At 42.6% G+C, this 18369-nt stretch carries 12 protein-coding genes; 5 read left to right on the top strand and 7 right to left on the bottom strand.

From position 1 onward, the window contains the following. Window positions 1-7: 7 nt before the first annotated feature. From AC5JL8_RS07975 to AC5JL8_RS07965, 3 genes are all read left to right on the top strand, one after another. Window positions 8-388, top strand: a complete 381-nt coding sequence (locus AC5JL8_RS07975; RefSeq protein WP_495879239.1) for a response regulator — start codon at window positions 8-10, stop codon at window positions 386-388. A 216-nt stretch (window positions 389-604) separates the two neighbouring features. Beyond that, complete coding sequence (locus AC5JL8_RS07970; protein WP_495879238.1) at window positions 605-985, top strand: response regulator; 381 nt, start codon at window positions 605-607, stop codon at window positions 983-985. A gap of 751 nt (window positions 986-1736) precedes the next feature. Beyond that, window positions 1737-4094: a GAF domain-containing protein gene (locus AC5JL8_RS07965; RefSeq protein ID WP_495879237.1), complete on the top strand. Its 2358-nt coding sequence runs from the start codon at window positions 1737-1739 to the stop codon at window positions 4092-4094. Window positions 4095-4382: 288 nt separating this feature from the next. On the opposite strand, the gene ftsH3 is transcribed toward AC5JL8_RS07965, so the two are convergent. From ftsH3 to AC5JL8_RS07935, 6 genes are all read right to left on the bottom strand, one after another. Further along, the gene (gene ftsH3 / locus AC5JL8_RS07960) at window positions 4383-6221 is read right to left on the bottom strand and encodes an ATP-dependent zinc metalloprotease FtsH3 (protein ID WP_495879236.1); all 1839 of its coding nucleotides are present in this window, start codon (window positions 6219-6221) and stop codon (window positions 4383-4385) included. Between the two features lie 120 nt (window positions 6222-6341). After that, the gene (locus AC5JL8_RS07955; protein WP_495879560.1) at window positions 6342-7127 is read right to left on the bottom strand and encodes an aminotransferase class IV; all 786 of its coding nucleotides are present in this window, start codon (window positions 7125-7127) and stop codon (window positions 6342-6344) included. Window positions 7128-7181: 54 nt separating this feature from the next. Further along, window positions 7182-7970, bottom strand: coding sequence for a hypothetical protein (locus AC5JL8_RS07950; protein WP_495879235.1), 789 nt, complete (start codon window positions 7968-7970; stop codon window positions 7182-7184). Between the two features lie 107 nt (window positions 7971-8077). After that, window positions 8078-9295, bottom strand: coding sequence for an acetate kinase (locus tag AC5JL8_RS07945; RefSeq protein WP_495879234.1), 1218 nt, complete (start codon window positions 9293-9295; stop codon window positions 8078-8080). A 206-nt stretch (window positions 9296-9501) separates the two neighbouring features. Continuing rightward, window positions 9502-10194 carry an N-acetylmannosamine-6-phosphate 2-epimerase gene (locus AC5JL8_RS07940; protein ID WP_495879233.1) on the bottom strand — a complete coding sequence of 231 codons (693 nt, stop codon included), beginning with the start codon at window positions 10192-10194 and terminating at the stop codon, window positions 9502-9504. Between the two features lie 192 nt (window positions 10195-10386). Continuing rightward, on the bottom strand, window positions 10387-12426 hold the full coding sequence (locus AC5JL8_RS07935; protein WP_495879232.1) for a GAF domain-containing sensor histidine kinase: 2040 nt from the start codon (window positions 12424-12426) through the stop codon (window positions 10387-10389). A gap of 87 nt (window positions 12427-12513) precedes the next feature. Between AC5JL8_RS07935 and cobN the strand changes: the two genes are divergently transcribed. Together cobN and AC5JL8_RS07925 are read left to right on the top strand one after the other, a co-directional pair. Further along, the gene (cobN, locus tag AC5JL8_RS07930; RefSeq protein WP_495879231.1) at window positions 12514-16425 is read left to right on the top strand and encodes a cobaltochelatase subunit CobN; all 3912 of its coding nucleotides are present in this window, start codon (window positions 12514-12516) and stop codon (window positions 16423-16425) included. A gap of 18 nt (window positions 16426-16443) precedes the next feature. After that, window positions 16444-17691, top strand: a complete 1248-nt coding sequence (locus AC5JL8_RS07925; RefSeq protein ID WP_495879230.1) for a peptidoglycan-binding domain-containing protein — start codon at window positions 16444-16446, stop codon at window positions 17689-17691. Between the two features lie 128 nt (window positions 17692-17819). On the opposite strand, the gene AC5JL8_RS07920 is transcribed toward AC5JL8_RS07925, so the two are convergent. Beyond that, window positions 17820-18275: a Fur family transcriptional regulator gene (locus AC5JL8_RS07920; protein WP_495879229.1), complete on the bottom strand. Its 456-nt coding sequence runs from the start codon at window positions 18273-18275 to the stop codon at window positions 17820-17822. Between the last annotated feature and the right edge of the window lie 94 nt (window positions 18276-18369).

Genomic DNA, 18369 nt, shown 5'->3' with positions numbered 1-18369 from the left:
TCTTATTATGCCAATCAAACGTATTTTGGTAATTGATGATGAAGAAGTCATTCAAGAAGTAATTCAGGAATGCTTAGAAGAGTTAGGGGCATGGCAAGTGTTTACAGCAGGATCAGGCAGAGAAGGATTGTTGATTGCTGAGTCTAAATTGCCAGATGGCATACTGCTTGATATATCTATGCCAGATATGGATGGTTTCGAGACACTCCAACACTTGCAACAAAACTCTGCAACTCAAGGAATTCCCGTTGCTTTATTAACTGCTAAAGTGCAACCTACAGATCGAGAGCGGTTTTCTCGCTTAGGAGTTGCAGGTGTCATTGTGAAACCCTTTGATCCATTAATACTGGTTGATCGGGTGGCGGAAGCATTTCAATGGGAATTATGAACTTTTTTAACTTCAAAATTTCTTCAATTCCCTATTCTACCTTAGAACAACCAAGTTCAAATTTGGTAGGAGCTAACTTTAGCTCACTCAATTGTATTGAGTGATTCTGAATTGTTGAGAATTTCTTAAGATTTTTCAATATTAAATAACTTAGAGCGTACAGCTATAAATTTTGAGATGATTCAAACTGAATATGAAAATTTGGAGGTGGTAACCATGACCACCAAACGCGTTTTGGTTGTTGATGATGAAGCTTGCGTTCAATACGTTGTGCAAGCGTGTTTAGAGGAAATAGCCGGTTGGGAGGTTGTAACTGCCAATTCCGGTCATGAAGGTTTGGTAAAAGCAGTCAAAGAAAGACCAGATGCGATCATTTTGGATATGATGATGCCAGGGATGGATGGAATAAAATTTGTTGAGCTTTTGCAAGCAGATCCCATGATTCAATCTATTCCGGTGGTACTACTTACAGCAAAAGTTGATTATACAGATTCTTGCCATATACAAAATTTAGGAATAGCAGGAGCGATCGCTAAACCCTTTGATCCTATATTGTTAGTGAATCAAGTTGCACAATACCTCGGCTGGACATGGTAGTACAAATAGCCCACTTTGGCTCATAAATTCTTTGTTAACAGATAGATTTTTATTTTGATATTTTTGCCCCCAGCCTCCTTGTTGTTAGGAGGTTTTTTTGTCAAAGCTAAGTTTTCACTTTTTATAGAAAAGTATCTAATTGTTGCTCTTTTGTAACTTCTAGCAAAACTTCAAAATTTCTTCAAAATTACCAATTAAATTCAACTGTGGCAAGTGCATCAAAGCCACTACCAATTTAAATTTTTTAATTATCAAATTTGTAAAATTTTATGACAAATTGTCTTTGCTGCTCCAACCAATTACTGCGTCACATCCGTAAAAATCAAGTTTTTCTTTTCTGTCGTCATTGCTGGCAAGAAATGCCTGAATCAAATCACAGAACAAAATATTCGGCAGCTATTTCTCCGCCACTGGAAGTAGCAAGGCAAAAACTATTGAATACTCATTAGTCATGAATCAAGCTTAAATCGTATTTACCTTAACGCACCCCTAATAAACTGTCCATAGTGAAAGTCTCTTAGGAGTTGGTTAATACCAATTTAAAATTCGTCTTGGAAAGTTCTGATGCCTGCGGGAAGGCTACGCCCAACGGTGTACCGAGGAAACCTCCGCTCAGACTTTCCGCAAAATTTAAAATTAGGAAAGCCAGATGTCAAAAGGGTTGCTGAGTTTTGGAGAATTGGTATAAGTAGCTTTATTAAGACTTACGCAGTAATAAACACTCATCAAGAATGTTGCGAGGGTTTTCTCCATGATGGTTGATCTTGGGCAAAAATTGAAAATGGGTACACGAAAACGAGCAAAAACCTTCAGGCTTCAACATCAACTGCCCATCGACAGATCACAAAACAATCCTTTGATTCTGGTGGCTGATAATGATCTTGCTATACGAACCGTTTTACGGCAGGTAATGGAAGCTGAAGGTTATCAGGTTGTTGAAGCGAGCAATGGAGAGGAGTGTCTACAAGTAGCTTTGCACTATCACCCAGATTTAGTACTACTAGATGCCACGATCGCAATTATAGATGGGTTTACTTGCTGTCAGAGGTTAAGTGCGTTAAATGAACCAAGAGTAAATATTAAAAATTATAAAGAAACTTTAAACTCCAGCTTTTTTGATTTAGCTCCTACTGTCATAATCACAAGCCTGAATGATGCGGAGTTGGTGGAACGAGCATTTGCAGCCGGGGCAACAGAGTGTATTACTAAGCCAATAAATATGGCGCTGTTGCGTCAGCGTGTGCAATCCTTACTTCAGGCAAAGAGGGAAAAAATTGCCTTAAAATTTCAGGAAAAGCAAACACAATTACTCGCCACGATTGGCCAGCAGATTAGTCAATCTCGTAATTTGATGCCGATTCTCAACAATACTGTTGCCCAAGTGCAGCAGCTATTATTGACTGATCGCGTGCTAATCTATCAATTTGAACCAGACTGGAGTGGCAAGATTGTTGTAGAAGCAGCCAGGGAAGGATATTTAGCTGTTCTAGATACTGAGATGTCTGACTCTTGTTTCCCTAAAGAATACGTTGCTCTTTATCAACAGGGACGAGTCAGAGTAATGCCTGATATTGAAGTTGCAGAAATTAGCTCTTGTCACCGCAGTTTACTCTCTCGGTTTGAGGTGAAGGCAAATTTGGCATTACCAATTTTGCAAGGAGAGGAACTTTGGGGTTTGTTGATTGCTCATCAATGTTCTGCTCCTCGACATTGGCAGACTTGGGAGATTGATTTTTTACAACAAATTGCAGTCCAAATGGCGATCGCTGTTCAGCAATCCCATCTCTATCAACAGGTACAGCAATCAAACACTGATTCCACAAATAAATTGCAAGAGCGTATCAAGCAGCTTCAGCAAGTTATTGAGTTTGAAGAAAAGCTAAAAAGCATTACGAACAAAGTGCGTGATTCTTTGGATGAAGGCCAAATTTTACAAACAACTGTAGAAGAACTTATTTTGGCATTGAGTATTGGTGGTGGGCATATAGCCTTATATGACAAACAAGAACAAGTCGCTACCGATTGCCATGAGGACGATGTGAATTTTTTACCCACCTATAGATATTTTCCCGATCTAGCAGATGAACCGGAAATTTCCTACCAACTGCAACAGAGGCAGCATTTTCAATTTTGTGTTCTTAGTCCTGTTGCTACTTATGGGCATAGTTTTTTAGTTTGTCCCATTTCTGATGAACAGGGAATTTTGGGTGATTTATGGTTGTTTAATCAGGTAGATTATGGATTTGAAGAATTAGAAATTAATTTAGTAAAGCAAGTAGCAAATCAGTGTGCGATCGCTCTACGCCAATCTCATCTTTATGAGGCAACGCAGACACGTCTAGCCCAATTAGAGCAACAGACTCAACTAAAAGATGATTTCTTAAGTACCGTTACTCATGAAATGCGATCGCCCTTGGCTAATATGCGGATGGCGATCGAGATGGTAGAACAAACGCTCATGCGGATTAAAGTCAAATTTGGGCAGTTAGTGAACTTAGATGCAGACTATGCCAGAGGTGATAAATATCTTCAGATTCTGCGTTTTGAATATGAACGAGAAATTAATTTAATCAATAATTTACTAGATTTAAAGCGGCTAGAAGCAGGACAACATCTATTAAACCTGAGTACGATTTCACTGCGGGATTGGATTGTTCAAAGAGTAGAACCCTTTCAAAAGCGATCGCAAGAACGCAACATAGCTTTAAAGACGGAACTACCTACTGATTTGCCTGATTTGGTTTCTGATTCAGCGTTTTTAGAGCGAATATTTACAGAGCTATTAAATAATGCTTGTAAATATACCCCACCCTCAGAAACAATTACCGTCACTGCTGCTGTAGTCGGAGTAGACAGACTGCAATTGCAAGTAAGTAATTCAGGTGTAGAAATTCCTACTAAAGAATTTTCTCGTATTTTTGATAAGTTCTACCGTATCCCTAAAAGCGATCATTGGAAACAAGGAGGTACAGGCTTAGGATTAGCTTTAGTAAAAGAACTATTAACAAATTTAGGTGGTTCTATACACTTAGAAAGCGCTAATAACTTGACCTGTTTTACAGTGGCTCTACCCTTAAAGGGTTTCAACATCAGTAGTGGTGAGTGCTGAGTGTTGAGTGCTGATACCGAGTTGCATTCAAAGATAGTAAATTAGGGCAGCAGAGGCGCAGGAAGAGAAGTTGCCAGGAGGGTTTCCCTCCAAGCAAACTTCGGGGAGCAGAGGTGAGGAAATCCGAATCTGTCTGATCGCAACATAGTATGAGTAAAAATACTAATCCCCAGTCCCCAGCCCCCAGCCCCTACCTTCTGCCATCTGTTTTCTACTATAAAAAACAGGGTAATCCCAGAAATTTCCAAGATTACCCGATTTTAGATTTTAAATCTTAGCAGAAATCGCTTATGCGAAAGCAGCAGTTTTCACATCGTTATTTGCCAGAATATCTTGCAACTCATCGGCATCTACTGTTTCCTTATCAACCAGCATTTGCGCGATTTGATCCAAGATGTGACGGTTATTCATCAACACTTCTTTGGCGCGAGTATAAGCTACATCCACCAGTTTGCGGACTTCTTCATCAATTGCCGCAGCGGTTTCTTCAGAAAAATCACGCTCTGACATAATATCCCGACCAAGGAACATATTGCCTTGCTGACGACCAAGGGCAACAGGCCCTAAGCGATCGCTCATTCCAAAGCGTGTAATCATCTGACGGGCAACTCTTGCAACTTGTTGTAGGTCGTTAGAAGCACCAGTAGTAACTTCTTCTTCACCAAAGATTAATTCTTCAGCAATCCGACCGCCCAAAGCCACTGCCATCTGATTCTCCAGATAAGCACGGCTGTACAAGCCAGTATCCATCCGGTCTTCGCTAGGAGTAAACCAAGTTAAACCGCCAGCGCGACCGCGAGGAATGATGCTAATCTTTTGCACTGGGTCATAGTCGGGCATCAAAGCACCAACTAAGGCGTGACCAGCTTCATGATATGCGACCAAGGTTTTGCGCTTTTCGCTCATTACCCGGTCTTTCTTTTCTGGGCCAGCTAACACGCGATCGATGGCATCGTTGATTTCGTCCATCGAAATTTCGGTCAAGTTGCGCCGTGCAGCTAGAATTGCCGCTTCATTCAGTAGGTTAGATAAATCCGCACCAGTGAATCCAGGGGTACGACGGGCGATTTTATCTAAGTCCACATCTTTTGCCAAGGTCTTACCACGGGCATGAACCTTGAGAATTTCACTGCGTCCGGCATAGTCGGGACGGTCTACGACAACTTGACGGTCAAAGCGACCGGGACGCAACAGTGCTGCATCTAGTACATCAGGACGGTTGGTTGCAGCAATAATAATAATGCCGGTGTTGCCTTCAAAGCCGTCCATTTCTGTGAGCAGCTGGTTGAGGGTTTGTTCGCGCTCATCATTACCACCACCTAAACCTGCGCCCCGTTGACGACCTACAGCGTCAATTTCATCAATGAAGACGATACAGGGGGCATTAGACTTGGCTTGCTCGAACAAGTCACGGACGCGGGAAGCACCCACACCCACGAACATTTCGACAAACTCAGAGCCAGAGATGGAGAAGAAAGGTACGCCTGCTTCGCCTGCTACAGCACGAGCTAGCAAGGTTTTACCTGTACCAGGAGGGCCAACTAACAGCACGCCTTTAGGAATCTTTGCACCAACTGCGGTAAAGCGATCGGCGTTTTTGAGAAAGTCTACAACTTCATTTAGTTCTAGTTTGGCTTGGTCAATACCAGCGACATCACCAAATGTCACCTGGGTTTGTGGCTCCATTTGAACTCTGGCTTTAGATTTCCCAAAGTTCATAGCTTGGCTGCCTGGGCCACTTTGGGCACGACGTAACAAGAAGAATAAGCCAACTAGAAGTAATACAGGGAAAAATAAGCTGCTGAGTGCCTTAAACCAAAATCCTTCATCGGTTTGTGGCAACACAGAAATATCAACACCTTTGGCGGTAAGGGTATTAATCAAGTCTGGATCGTTAACTAAAGTTACTACTTTCTTGTTGCCGTCTCTGGACGTTACAAGAGCAGTAGAACGGTCTGCGCTCAAACTGACTTTATCTATTCTGCCTTTTTCAACTTCTTGAATAAACTGACTGTACCGCAATGGCTCTCTGCTTTGAGGTTGTTTGTCAAAGAATGCTGTCCCTAAGGCAATGACAACAATAAAAAGCAGCGCGTACAGCCCCGCATTTCTCCATCTTTTATTCACCGAGGTTTATCCTCCTGTATTTTTTGTCCGTATGCGTTAAGACGCACGCTAAAAGAGAGGTCTTTTTTAAGAATTATGTTAACTTATCTTAACGTATACTAAATGGGCGTCGCTGTCATGCTAAAAAAAACTCCTTAGCAAATGAAAACTAGGATGGTAGGGATTATATTGTAGCGGCCCTGAAGGCTGCTGAACGGTATGAATAGGGATAATTTCTACCACACTGTTAGTGTAGGCGATCGCTTCAAATTTCTTGACTAACTCTTGTGTCCAAGGTTCCTCCTTTACTTGCTGTTGCTGGCGCTGCAACCATTTGACAAGCTGCGATCGCATGATTCCTGGCAAAATTCCCACCGCTAGAGGCGGTGTCCACCAACAGCCATCCTGCCATCCCCAAAGGTTACCTGTGCTTGTTTCCAGCCAATTTCCTGCATTATCGACTAAAATTGCTTCTTGGGCATTCAACTGTAGGGTACTCTTCTTTGCTATCCAAGCACCCAGGTAGTTACCTGTTTTATGAGAGGGAAGACTACGATTAAATTCTCCACTAGCAACAGCAGCGACAACGCCATTTTTTTGGTTTTCTGCCAGATCATCTGGTAAGAATCTGCCAATAATCCACTCGCGTCCATCGGGAAAGATGGTGATTCGCAGAACAGGAAACTGTGCTTTAAGGATTTCTGCACCTTGACGCACTCTGTTCCAGTCTGGTTGCTGCCAATTAAAAGTTTGTAGTGAGAACCGCAAGCGATCGCAGTGTGATAGCCAGTTAGTTAAAATACTATCGAGCGAGTTATCATAAACCCGCAGTGTAGTAAAAACTGTCGCCCCGTAAAGTAGTCCCGGATCATAAATGTCTAATTCTAGAGATTGGGAGTGGATTAATTTACCTTGATACCAAAAAATAACACTAACCTCAATAATCGCTGATAGGGCATAATTAATAAATAATCTACTCGCTCAATCTTTTGGAGGTAATATAACTCTGTGATTGCCTTCAGGAGTTGTAATTACTTTACCTCCCAAAGCTTCTATTTCACTAATTACCCTTTTTCGAGTTTTCTCATCGACTTGGTTATTTAACACCATTACCCAGCTAGAAATTCGAGCATTTTTACTATTAGGATTACTCTCCAGAAAATTAACAGTTTTTTGGGAAATATGGACTATATTTTTACTTTCATCATCTGGATAGTTACTAGCCCAGTTAGCAGCACTTATAAAAGATTGCTTGGCGGCTTGAGAATCTCCTAAAAAGAGTAACTCATCTATGCCTTTATAACGCCAAACATAATAAGATTTTTTCGGGACTTCAGGAGATAAAAATTTTAAACTTTTCTCCATCAACTCTATAGATTTTTCAGGCATAGCTGCATACATAGAAGTACTAGTAGACATACCTAAATAAGCGCCTAAAAATCGTGGATCGCGTCCAAGTATAACTTCAAAATACTCTGGGCTTAGACTGTAACCTGTTTTGGCACGAGCCTCTTCATCACCAAAATATTGCAAAAAATTAAGATATACCCAATCAGCAATCAAATTATCATACCCAAAACTGGGCATTTGATTAAGTAAGTTGAGACGTTTTTTTTCTAATTTAATTTCTCGCTCTAAAGTTTCAACAGAAGCAGCTTGTTTACTATTTAGAAGCTGTTGCAGTCGGGGATATTGTAACAAGCCGACTCCTAGCATACACAAACAGATTGCGAAAGATGCACCAACAGATTGACGAGATAAGGCGGACATTCTGCTTAAGTTACCTTTTTAGCTATGGATTACAGGTATATAGTAGCCACAAATTTTCTAAAAGTAACAGCAGACTTAATGCCAGCAGCGCAATAAAATGTAGATGTTTACTTTTTCAATAATTGCCAACATTGTTGAGCGATCGCCCAATCTTCTTGAGTATGAATCACTAATACTCGAACTGCTGAATCAGGGGTGGCAATATCTTCATCAACGGGGTTGCGTTGATTTTTCTCTGGGTCTATTTTCAGCCCTAAAAACGTAAAACCTTCTGAAGCAGCTTGGCGAATTCCTGGAGATTTTTCACCTATACCTGCGGTGAATATCAAGGCATCTAATCCTCCCAAACTGGCAAGCATAGAACCAATACCAGACCGCAAGCGATGTATGTAGATATCCCAAGCGAGTTGAGCGCGGTAGTTACCTTGGGCGATCGCCTCTATGACTTGCGGCAAATCGCTGGATATGCCAGAAATTCCACGTAAGCCTGAAGCTTTATTAAGAACATAGTCCAAGCTTTCGGCTGAGTAATTAGATTGCCGTAAAAGGTAAATCAGAATCCCCGGATCAATCGAACCACAACGACTGCCCATCATGAGTCCGTCCAAGGGTGTGAAGCCCATAGTCGTATCAATGCTACGACCATTTTTAATTGCTGCCAAAGAGCAGCCGTTACCCAAATGGCAGGTGATCAACCGCAAGGATGCTAAATCTTGCCCAAGAATCTTAGCTGCACGTTGAGAACAGTATTGATGACTAATGCCATGAAAACCATAACGACGGATACCTTGCTCTACCCACTCATAGGGGCCAGGATAAATTGCCGCCGCATCAGGTAAACTAGCATGAAATCCTGTATCAAATACTGCTACTTGTTTGACTGCACCCAAGCTTTGTTCAATCGCTTCTATTCCTTCCAAAGCGGCTGGATTATGTGCTGGAGCTAAGGTAGCAAGTTGGGTGATCGCTTGTTTGACTTCCTCAGTAATTACCACACTATGGCGATAGTCCTGCCCACCATGTACTACACGATGACCTACCACATCGATTTCTGACAGATGACTAATCACCTTAGTGGCTCCACGAGTCAGAGTATAAAGCATATAGGCGACGTGGGCGCGTCGGGAGTCAGCATAGATTGATTCTTGCAGCACTTCACCTGTAGCAGTTTTGACCTGAATTTCTGCCACACCTCGGTCTTGAGTCCAGTTTACTTTCCCTTCCCAAAGCGGCTGGGGTGCTTTTTCTGGGAGACCATCATCTGGTATCTCATACAAACAACTTTTTTGACTACTAGATCCAGCATTGAGTACAAGGATTTTCATACTAATTTCATGACCACTTAAGTACACAAAAATCAGGTAAGTAGCTCAACCTAATTAAACGTTAAATTTTATTGAATATTATTATATGTAGATTTAATTATTTACATCTAAGCACATTCAACATAAATTATCTATTAATAAAAAACAAAATGTCAGTAATTATTTCTTTTCAGATAAATTCTGTTTATGAGTATTTCATTTAATACCTATTTTTGAGAATTTAGCACTGATTGATATGCTTTTACTTGGAAATCAATACCAGTAATAGCAGTGCCAACTACAACAGCATTAGCTCCTAAATCTAAGGCTTTGCGAGCCATTTGGGGTGAGGAAATACCACCTTCACAAATAGTGGGAATATCTAGCTGTTCTACAATTTGACTCAGAAGTTCCCAACCAGGAGGAGAAAGATGCTTAGTTGAGACAGTATAACCAAAAAGAGTTGTTCCCACCATATCTGCTCCAGCATTTACAGCTGCTTTTGCCGCCTCAATTGTATCTACATCTGCCATCACTGGTTTATTAAATTCTTGATGAATTCGGGCAATAATTTCCGCTATTGTTTCATCACCAGGGCGGTTTCTCAGAGTTGCATCTATGGCTATAATATCGGCTCCGGCTTGCGCCACAGCAGCCGCATGATGAGACTGTGGTGTTATGTATACATCAGAGCCAGCTATTACTTGTTTCCATAGCCCAATAATCGGCACTTTCACTTTTGCACGCACGGTACTGATATGATTGGGAGTGTCGATACGCACACCAACTGCACCATTATTCACAGCAGCTTGTGCCATTGCTGCAATTACTATTGGTTCGTGCAATGGCGAATCAATAGGTGCTTGACAGGACACAATCAGTCCGTTTTTTAAGCTTGAAATTAAATCGTCATAATTCATGAGTCAGGGCCTGGAGACTAGGGACTGGGAGAAAGCAGGGGAGCAGGGGGCAGGGAGCAGGGGAGACAAGGGGACAAGGGGACAAGGGGAAAGAACTATGAATAACTCTTGCTCCTTGTCTCCCCGTCCCCCATGCTCCTTGTCCTCTTCACCCAATGCCCAATGCTCAATGCCCAATGCCCATCTCACTCATCATTTCAACACTTTCATTGGCTGGGCTGGTATCCATACGGTAAAAATTGAGCCAATTCCTACAGTGGATTCAACTTCGATTCGACCACGATGGAGTTCCACAAGTTGTTTAGTTAAAGCTAAACCAAGCCCAGTGCCTTCGTAGCGGCGGCGATAGGGTGTATCGAGTTGCTGAAATTTCTCGAACAGTAGTGGCAATTGCTCTTCGGGAATACCTATGCCAGTATCTTCTATTTGAAAGATAGCTGTGTTGTCTTCTACCCAAAGGCGTAAGGTGACGCTGCCACCTTCAGGCGTGAATTTAACAGCATTAGTTAATAAATTCGAGAGAATTTGTTCTACTCGTACCGCATCGGCAGTGAAGCGATCGCGTCTTGGATCGATTTGCAGATCGAGTTTGAGATTGATTTGTTCGTTGGTGGCTTTTTCTCCTAGTGAGGTAATAGCAGTTTCTGCTACATTCACCAAAGAAAATTCGGAAATATTTAAAACTGTCTTACCAGCCTCGATTTGAGATAAATCAAGGATGTCATTAATCATTTCTAATAAATGTTCTCCGCTGTCATGAATGGTTTGGAGATAATCCCGTTGTCGCTGGCTCAACTCACCTAAAGGCCAGCGTAACAGTGTAGAAGACATTCCAATGACATAAGTTAAAGGAGTGAGCAATTCATGGCTGATGGTAGCCAAAAATTCATTTCTGAGGCGGCTAGCAGCTTCGGCAGCAAGTAGGGCATCGCGCAGTGCGACTGTACGTTCTACAACTCTTTGTTCTAGGGTGTGTTTTTCTTGTGTCAGCGATCGCATCAACTCAGCTTGATGAATGGCGATCGCTAATTGTTCCGCAATATAAGTTAACAAATTTTTGTCACTCTCAGTCCATTGGCGTGATCCATTGCACTGATGAGCAATCAGCAGCCCCCAAAGTTTCTCCTCAAACATAATTGGCGCAGCCAACTTTGCTTTGACTTGGGCTTCTCTTAAAAAATTTAACAAACACTCTTCTAGAGCATAAGTTTTTTCGACATCATCCACAGCTAAGGTAAAACCTTGACGATACTTCTCCCAACATGGAGAAGTGCGTACAAAGCAAATTTCTTCCTTGTAATTTAGAACTGACGGAATGTCATCTGTAGCCCTGGCTTCGTATACAATACAACCCCCATGTTGGTAGTCTCGTTGTGGGGGTTGGGGGTTGAGTGAGAGAGGGGGTGAGTGCTGTCCATTGAGTGATGTAGATGCTGGCGCGGATTCTACCCATTGGGAATCCAGCCTCGTGCGGGGATTGTTGCCATTGAGGGTAGCAGTATCAAACTGGTGTTGAGTTTTGCCTCTAGTACCCTCAAATTTATATATTACTAATCTGTCTAATTCTAAAAACTCACGCACTTGTGTAACTGCCGTCGCCATAATTACCGACAAATCTAGGCTTTTACGGATTTGGCTTGTCACTTGATTTAACAACCGCTCTTGGGCAATCTGTTTTTGTAGGGCATCTTCCACTGCCTGACAGACATAAACATTAGGAGAGTTGGAAGTTGGTGTTATACTTTCCCCGTGGTTTACGTGCGGTAGGAGATATTCTAATAGCAAGAGTGTGAATTGACTTTGGAGCGTGGCATCATTAGTACCCAAAATTTGACTATAGCGTTCCAGATTATGGTGAGTATATGAATCACGCCTAAACAATTCTCTCAATGTCGAGAGAAAGGAGGCGATCGCCTCTGAATTAAATGTCAAAATAGCAGTTATTCTTGATTCCTCATCTCTGTGTGCTGAGTCTTGAATCAATGAAGTAAATTCTCCGCTCTCCTCTGGTTTCCCTACCAAGAGCGCACTAAACTGCTCAGAAACTAGCAATGTAAACCTTTGCTTCTGCCATTCAACAGGTATACGAATTCTTGCCAGTACAGCTTCTGTTAGTACCAAAGCGCCATTTCCCACTGCTTGAGCCATCTGTTGTTGCAACAATTCTCCAAGCTCATTAAATAGATCTAAAGGTAGGGTTCGGGAAAAGCTCAAATCAGAAGAACTAAGCATTTTCAAAAGTCTGGTGAGGGGCTAGCTGCTGCGCTAAAAGGTTTTTATTGTGTTCTAATCAACAGTTTAAGACGGTAATACAGAATTATGCATCGTGTAAGCGCCACATCCGGAGGATGGAATCAGTCAGAAGGTTTGATTTTTTTAGAACAAACTCCAGCTCCGTTTGTATTTATTACGGCTGCTGATACCGACATTCAAACCCTAGCGGCTGCCGTACCTAAATTACCCGCTACATTCCCTGCATTAAGAGTTGCCAACTTGTTACAGTTACAGCAACAACTAAGTATAGATACTTATGGAGAGCAAGTATTAGAACTTGCCGAGGTAGTTATTTTGCGCCTGTTAGGGGGACGTTCCTATTGGGCTTACGGTTTAGAAGTTTTACAGGAAATTGTTCAACGTAATGGTATAACCCTCATTGTAATGCCAGGGGACGATGCTTTTGATCCCGACTTAATTTCCCAGTCTACCGTGCCTTTGGATATTGTTAACCAAGTATGGCAATACTTTAGCCAAGGTGGTGTAGAGAATGTTGTTAACGCACTCAAGTTGATTGCTGATACTTGCCTATCAACTACATTTAATCCTCCACCACCCCAATTAATTCCCCGTGTCGGTTTGTATGAGTGGGTACGGGGGACTAGGAAAGAACTTCCTCAATGCCCCATGCCCAAAGTCGGTATTTTATTTTACCGCGCCCATTATCTAGCAGGAAATACTAAGGTAATTGATACTTTATGTGAAGCTTTGGCACAGAAAAATTTACAACCTGTGCCAGTGTTTGTGACTTCATTGCGCGAACCTGATGTCCAAGCTGAGTTGAGCGAATTGTTTCAGCCCAAAGAATCCGAACCAATCGCACTACTGCTCAACACAACAAGTTTTTCTCTGGCGCGGTTGGAAACAGAAACACCCGAAATCAAGCTGTGGGAAAAATTGGATGTGCCAGTCTTACAGGTGATTCTCAGTGGCGGGCCGATTGAGCAATGGGAGTCACAACTGTCGGGGCTTTCTCCCCGCGATATAGCGATGAATGTGGCGCTACCAGAGGTAGATGGGCGGATTATTAGTCGCGCTGTGTCTTTTAAGACAGTGCAAAGTCGAAATTCGGATTTAGAAACAGATGTGGTAGTTTATGAGCCTGTAAGCGATCGCATTGAATTTGTATCTCAACTAGCAGCTAATTGGGTGCGCCTGAGTTGTAAGCCTCCCCAAGAACGGAAAATTGCTTTGATTGTGGCAAACTACCCTAACCGTGATGGACGCCTCGCTAATGGTGTGGGATTAGATACACCAGCTAGTTGCGTGGAAATTCTCCAAGCTTTACAGTTGGCTGGCTATCAACTAGACAATTTACCCGCCAATAGTGATGAGTTAATTCAACTTCTTACTGCTGGTGTAACTAATGATCCAGAAGGTAGGGATTGGCGACCAGTCAAGCAAAGTCTTTCTTTGGCAGAATATCAAGATTATTTCGCTGCTTTGCCACAAGTTGTACAGCAAGCTATTTGTGAACGGTGGGGAAATTTTGAGCAGGGGAGCAGGGAGCAGGAGAGAGTGACGGGTACGCAGGGGTTTCACGCCACTCCCCTCAAGTCGGGGAACCCGCCCACGGGGGTGGCTCCCCAAGTGGAGCAACTTCGGAGAGCAGGGGAGAAAAACTTCCCCAATACCCAATGCCCAATCCCGATTCCCGGTATTCAACTTGGTAACATTTTTGTGGGAATTCAGCCAGCACGCGGCTATGATATTGACCCTAGTTTGAATTATCATGCTCCTGATTTAGAGCCAACTCATGCTTATTTAGCTTTTTATTATTGGGTTAGAGAATGTTTTGGTGCGGATGCTGTTGTTCATGTCGGGAAACATGGCAATTTAGAATGGTTACCCGGTAAAAGTCTGGCTTTATCTAGTAATTGTTATCCAGAAGTTGCTTTAGGCCCACTTCCTCACCTTTACCCGTTTATTGTTAACGATCCTGGTGAGGGTTCACAAGCTAAACGCCGTACTCAAGCAGTGATTATCGACCACTTGACGCCCCCAATGACTCGTGCAGAACTTTATGGTTCTTTGCAACAGTTAGAGAATTTAATTGATGAGTATTATGAGGCTGAAAGTTTAGATCCAGTGCGGTTGCCGATGATCCGCGATCGCATACGCGAGCTAATTATTCAAGAAAATTTACATCTAGATTTAGGAATTAACAATGAACAAGATATTATAAATTTTGAATTGTTAATTTTGAATTCTATAAATGGCTATCTTTGTGAATTAAAAGAAGCCCAAATCCGAGATGGATTGCACATTTTTGGCCAATGTCCTCAAGGCAGACAGTTGCGAGATTTGATAGTAGCGATCGCCCGGATACCCAATCGACATTCGTTAGGTATTACCCGTGCCTTAGCTCAAGAGTGGGGTCTTGATTTCGATCCCCTAACAGCAGATTTCAGCACTCAACTATCAGCCTTCGAGCGCAAGCTTGTTGCTGATAAAACTCAGATATCGTGTCACACTATCGGCGATGTTGTTGAAGCCCTAGAAGAACACGCAGCCTTACTAGTCGAAGAACTAATAACCTCCTCCCTAGTCCCTAGTGCCCAGTCCCCAGTCCTTAAGGTTCTCCATTGGATCAGTACGAAACTCGTGCCAGCATTACAACAAACCCACCTAGAAATCACTAATCTGTTACGCGGACTCGATGGTAGGTATATCCAGAGTGCCCCATCTGGCGCACCCACCCGCGGACGACCGGAAGTCTTACCTACAGGTAGAAACTTTTACTCAGTTGATATTCGTGCCCTACCTACAGAAACAGCTTGGGATATTGGCAGGAAAGCCGCAGAAAACTTAATTGAATGTTATACACAGGAAAATGGTGAGTATCCAAAAACCCTAGCATTATCAGTATGGGGAACAGCTACCATGCGAACTGGAGGTGATGATATCGCCGAAGCGTTGGCATTATTGGGCGTGCAACCTGTGTGGGATGGTGCAGCACGGCGTGTAGTAGATTTTGAAATTTTGCCACTTTCAATTTTGGGACGGCCCCGCGTCGATGTAACTTTGCGGATTTCTGGATTCTTTCGGGATGCTTTCCCCAACTTAATAGATTTATTCGATGCAGCGGTACAAGCAGTAGCGGCTTTGGATGAACCGCCAGAGCAAAACCCGCTAGCAGCGCAAGTCTACCAAGATACTGATTTTTGGACTGCACAAGGTTTAGCTTCCGAGGAGGCGCTGGTGCGATCGCGTTACCGCATCTTTGGTTCTAAACCAGGTGCTTACGGTGCTGGACTCCAAGGCTTAATTGAGTCACAAAATTGGACAAATGACGAAGATTTAGCTCGTGCTTATATAAACTGGAGTTGTTACGCCTACACTAAGGCTAGTTCTTCCCAAGACCAAGGCGGTTTAGTGGGAATTGCTGCGCCTGAAGCCTTTGAGCAACGCTTAGTGCAGACACAAGTTGTGCTGCACAACCAAGACAACCGCGAACACGACTTGCTCGATTCTGATGACTATTACCAATTTCAAGGTGGTTTAACAGCCGCAGTGCGTTCTCTTCAAGGAAAGAATCCCCAAACTTATTTTGGTGATAATTCTATTCCTGCTCAACCACGTGTGCGCCAACTCAGAGAAGAAATCGCACGGGTATATCGTTCTCGTGTTGTAAATCCGAAATGGATTGCGGGAGCCATGCGCCACGGTTACAAAGGAGCATTTGAAATGGCGACGACGGTAGATTTTTTATTCGCTTATGATGTTACAACTCAATGTGTTGAAGATTATATGTATCAGGGAATTGTACAATCTTATTTACTTGATCCTGGGGTTTCTGAATTTATTCAAGAAAAAAATCCATGGGCGTTACGTGATATTGCTGAAAGATTACTAGAGGCACACAAGCGCGGTTTATGGCAGGATGTAAATATAAGGGTATTGGAAACTTTAAGAAACTTAGTACATCAAGCTGAAGCAGTAATCGAAGAACAATAAGTGGTGTAGGCAACGAATATGGACAACCTCGCGTATTTGCACCTAGCTTTTGCATACGAAGATAACCAACCCAGCGAATTGGTTTCTTTAAGCTATTTGTTAAACAAAACAGCAACACCTGACTGGAAAAGACTTTCTAGCAGGGCTTGGAAGTATATGCTACCTCTTGCCCTCATGCTGTCTATTCTGAGTGCAGTCAGTAGCGTCATGGCATTGGAACGAGGCGATCAAGGCCCATCTGTCAGGAATCTACAACAACAACTGAAAAAAATAGGCTATTACCAAGCTCCCATTACACAGATATATGATTTTCCCACAGAAGATGCTGTCCGCCGCTTCCAACAAGCAGCAGGTTTACCAGTGGATGGCATTGTCGGAGCTACAACTATCCAAAAATTAGATAATTGGCGTACCGCATCTGCTAGTACAACTGCTTTTACCACAACGGCCTTCAATACAAGTACACAGGTGAAAGAACCAATTACTGTAAGTAACTCAGCCACTAGAACTAATGCTGCGAGTACATCAGCAAGAAAGACTAATGCTGTAAGTACACCAGCTAGAAAAATTATTGCTACGAGTACATCAGCTAGAAGAACTAGTGTACCGACTTCAGTAACTAACAAGCGAAACAATTCTAATTTTATTAGCAGAGGTGATGAAGGCGAAGAAGTCAGAGTTTTGCAAGAAAGGTTGCGAGTTGCTGGCTTTTATTACGGTAATGCAACAGGGATATTTGGCCCAATTACAGAAGAAGCTGTCAAACGATTCCAAACAGCTTACAAATTAGCGCCTGATGGTATTGTTGGCCCTGTGACACTAGGTAAATTGCCACCAGTTGGAGTTGGTAGTGGAGAAGATGCTCCTAAACCAGTTGTGGAAAGAGACAAACTCCGCCGAGGCGATCGCGGTGAAGCGGTTCGTATTTTGCAAGAGCAGTTGATCAAGGCAGGATATTTACAGGGAGAACCAAATGGCTACTTTGGCCCATATACCGCAGATGCTGTACGGCGATTTCAGGCTGCTAATTATTTAGCGTCAAGTGGTGTTGCTGGCCCAACTACTCGAGCTAAGTTATATAGCTTAGTTAATCCTACTTCCAAGAGCGAGTTCAGTGTTTTGGAAATCCAAAGACGACTACAAGAGAAAGGCTTTTACAAAGGTCAACTGAACGGCGTAATGGCAGAGGACACTAGAAAAGCAATTAAGCAAGCCCAAGAATTTTACGGTATCAGTCTTAAAGACGTAAGAAGCGGACGCTTTTAGCATCCGCTTAGGTCTTTGAGTATGATTCCCCAACTGGTTGCTTACCTCCGATAACAGCGAATGAAAAATTGCTCAAAATTTCACTTATTGGTTAATTTGAGACTCCGCCTTGTTATCCCATTCAGGTACTACAGTGGCATAAGTGCCCTTTGGCACTTGGGACAGACTGCATGGATTGTCAACTGACAGTCAAGGAGATGAAAACCTTCTTTTTGGGCAGTTTTAGCACCAATTTTTAAAATTGAGTCGTTTTTAAACTCAATTGTATTGTTGCATCTGACACAGATCAGGTGATGGTGGTGATGGGGGTAGGGCTGGTTAAGTTCGTAATGTTTATGCCCTTCCCCCAATTCTAGTTCCCGCAAAATTCCCATTCTAGCCATCAACTTCAAAGTTCGATAGATAGTTGACAGACTTATTCCTTCCCCATCAGTTTCTAGGCGATGGTAAAGATCCTCTGCACTGAGGTGTTCACCTTGCGGAAGTTCTTGAAAAATGTGTAGAATTGTTTCTCTTTGGGGAGTTAAACGCCAACCTCGGTCGTTTAGCTCTGCTTTGAGTGAAGTAGTTGTGTAGACAGTCATACTAGTTTTTCTCAACAAAGCCTAATAATTGAGAATATAACAAATATTCCAAGGAATTTGCAACAACTATCACTTATTGAGAAAGTTTGCTAAA

The sequence above is a fragment of the Mojavia sp. genome (assembly GCF_059505145.1).
Note: the sequence above shows the minus strand (reverse complement) of the source record. Positions and strands in the feature narration are given on the sequence as shown.

Bases quoted from the DNA above. Each gene is read 5' to 3' on its own strand.
- AC5JL8_RS07975 (WP_495879239.1), top strand. From the start codon at position 8: ATGCCAATCAAACGTATTTTGGTAATTGATGATGAAGAAGTCATTCAA.
- AC5JL8_RS07970 (WP_495879238.1), top strand. From the start codon at position 605: ATGACCACCAAACGCGTTTTGGTTGTTGATGATGAAGCTTGCGTTCAA.
- AC5JL8_RS07965 (WP_495879237.1), top strand. From the start codon at position 1,737: ATGATGGTTGATCTTGGGCAAAAATTGAAAATGGGTACACGAAAACGA.
- AC5JL8_RS07950 (WP_495879235.1), bottom strand. From the start codon at position 7,970: ATGTCCGCCTTATCTCGTCAATCTGTTGGTGCATCTTTCGCAATCTGT.
- AC5JL8_RS07945 (WP_495879234.1), bottom strand. From the start codon at position 9,295: ATGAAAATCCTTGTACTCAATGCTGGATCTAGTAGTCAAAAAAGTTGT.
- AC5JL8_RS07940 (WP_495879233.1), bottom strand. From the start codon at position 10,194: ATGAATTATGACGATTTAATTTCAAGCTTAAAAAACGGACTGATTGTG.
- AC5JL8_RS07935 (WP_495879232.1), bottom strand. From the start codon at position 12,426: ATGCTTAGTTCTTCTGATTTGAGCTTTTCCCGAACCCTACCTTTAGAT.
- cobN (WP_495879231.1), top strand. From the start codon at position 12,514: ATGCATCGTGTAAGCGCCACATCCGGAGGATGGAATCAGTCAGAAGGT.
- AC5JL8_RS07925 (WP_495879230.1), top strand. From the start codon at position 16,444: ATGGACAACCTCGCGTATTTGCACCTAGCTTTTGCATACGAAGATAAC.
- AC5JL8_RS07920 (WP_495879229.1), bottom strand. From the start codon at position 18,275: ATGACTGTCTACACAACTACTTCACTCAAAGCAGAGCTAAACGACCGA.